Source organism: Leucobacter sp. M11, from assembly GCF_035726885.1.
Classification (GTDB): domain Bacteria; phylum Actinomycetota; class Actinomycetes; order Actinomycetales; family Microbacteriaceae; genus JAPFRB01.
Genome location: NZ_JAPFRB010000002.1, coordinates 634,835 through 636,631 on the forward strand (window position 1 = coordinate 634,835; position 1,797 = coordinate 636,631).

Consider the following 1,797-nt stretch of genomic DNA (forward strand, 5'->3'; position numbering starts at 1 on the left):
AAACCCTGGGCTGGTTCCCGGCGCAGGCCCCGCAGGGCGACACGGTCATGGAGGTGCTGCAAAAACCGCTGGCACTCGTCCTGCCCGTCGCGACCGCGGCAGTGGGCATCATCGCCACCCTGTCGCGCTACATGCGCTCCTCCACGATCGACAACCTCTCCGAGGACTACGTGCGCACCGCCCGGGCCAAGGGCACCCCTTTCGCGGTGGTCGTCCGCCGCCACGTCGTGCGCAACTCGCTCACCCCGGTCATCGCGATGCTCGGCTACTACCTGCCCGTGATGTTCGGCGGCATGATCGTCGTCGAATCGCTGTTCAACTACCCCGGGATGGGGCTGCTGTTCTGGACCTCGGCGCAAACGAGCGACTACCCGGTGCTCCTCGGCTGCATCCTCGTGATCGCCCTCGCCACCGTCGTCGGCTCGATCCTCGCCGACATTATCCAAGCGCTGCTGAACCCGCGGACCCGAGCGGAGATCTCATGACTACCCCGATGCCCCAAAGCACCACCCAGATCATCCTCACACCGGGCCGTCGTGGCCTGCGCCGCTTCACGAAGAACAAGCTCGCCCTGTTCGGCGTGATCACCATCGCGGTCTTCCTCGTGTTCTGCTTCCTCGGGCCGCTGCTCTACCAGACCGACCAGGTGCACACGGATCTCAAGAACACCATGCTGCCACCCGGAACGGCCGGTCACCCCCTTGGCACCGACGACGTCGGCTACGACGTCCTCGGCCGGCTCATGATCGGCGGCCAGGTCTCGATCATGATCGGTCTCGCCGCCGGCATCCTCGCGACCGTGATCGGTACCCTCTGGGGCGCCATCGCCGGCTACGTTGGCGGCCCCGTCGACGCCATCATGATGCGAATCGTTGACGCCGGCATCGCGATCCCCGCGACCTTCCTGCTCCTCATTCTCTCCGTGATCATGAAGCCCTCCGTGCCGCTCATGATCGTCGTCATCGGACTCGTCTCCTGGCTCGTGCCAGCCCGCCTCGTGCGCGCCGAGTCCATCTCGTTGAAGAGCCGAGAGTACGTGCTGGCCCTGCGCGCCATGGGAGGCTCCCACCCGCGCGCCGTGCTCCGCCACATCGTGCCCAACACGGTCGGCACGATCGTCGTCAACGCGACCTTCCAGGTCGCCGACGCGATCCTGCTCGTGGCCTACGTATCTTTCCTCGGGATGGGCCTGCAAAAGCCAGCCACCGACTGGGGGGCAATGCTCACCGGCGGCATGACCTACACCTACGCCGGCGCGTGGTGGCTCATCTTCCCCGCCGGGCTCTGCATCGTCCTCGTCGTCTGCGCGTTCAACGCCATCGGCGACGGCCTCCGTGATTTCTTCGACGTCAAGGGACGCACCTCATGACCGCATCCGAGCAGCCCCTGCTGTCCATCGAGCAGCTCCGCGTCACCTTCCGCACGGACGACGGACCCGTCGATGCCGTGCGCGGGATCGACCTGAGCATCAACCGCGGAGAGGTCGTCGCACTCGTCGGCGAGTCCGGATCGGGCAAGTCGGTCACCGCGATGGCCGTGCTCAGCCTGCTGCCGGAGACCGCCACCCGCGAGGGCGTCATCCGATTCGACGGCCGCGACCTCACGGAGCTCACCGAAGACGAGATGAACCACGTGCGCGGCCGCTCCATCTCGATGGTGTTCCAGGAACCGATGACCGCGCTGAACCCGAGCATCCGGGTGGGCGACCAGATCGCGGAGGTGATCCTCAACCACGAGGAGATGTCTCCGGCGGCCGCCGCCGAGCGTGCTGTCGAGCTGCTGCGCAGCGTCGGCATC

General features: G+C 66.7%; 3 protein-coding genes. All 3 read left to right on the forward strand.

Annotation, left to right across the window (positions count from 1 at the left end; all coding sequences use genetic code 11):
* On the forward strand, positions 1–485 hold a 485-nt coding region (locus OOT08_RS07425; RefSeq protein WP_325091961.1), incomplete at its 5' end, for an ABC transporter permease.
* An 8-nt stretch (positions 486–493) separates the two neighbouring features.
* Positions 494–1,369 carry an ABC transporter permease gene (locus OOT08_RS07430; RefSeq protein ID WP_325091962.1) on the forward strand — a complete coding sequence of 292 codons (876 nt, stop codon included), beginning with the start codon at positions 494–496 and terminating at the stop codon, positions 1,367–1,369.
* Positions 1,366–1,797, forward strand: a 432-nt coding sequence (locus tag OOT08_RS07435) for an ATP-binding cassette domain-containing protein (protein WP_325091963.1), incomplete at its 3' end; no start/stop codon positions are given. The genes OOT08_RS07430 and OOT08_RS07435, both read left to right, overlap by 4 nt.

Bases quoted from the DNA above. Each gene is read 5' to 3' on its own strand.
- OOT08_RS07430 (WP_325091962.1), top strand. From the start codon at position 494: ATGCCCCAAAGCACCACCCAGATCATCCTCACACCGGGCCGTCGTGGC.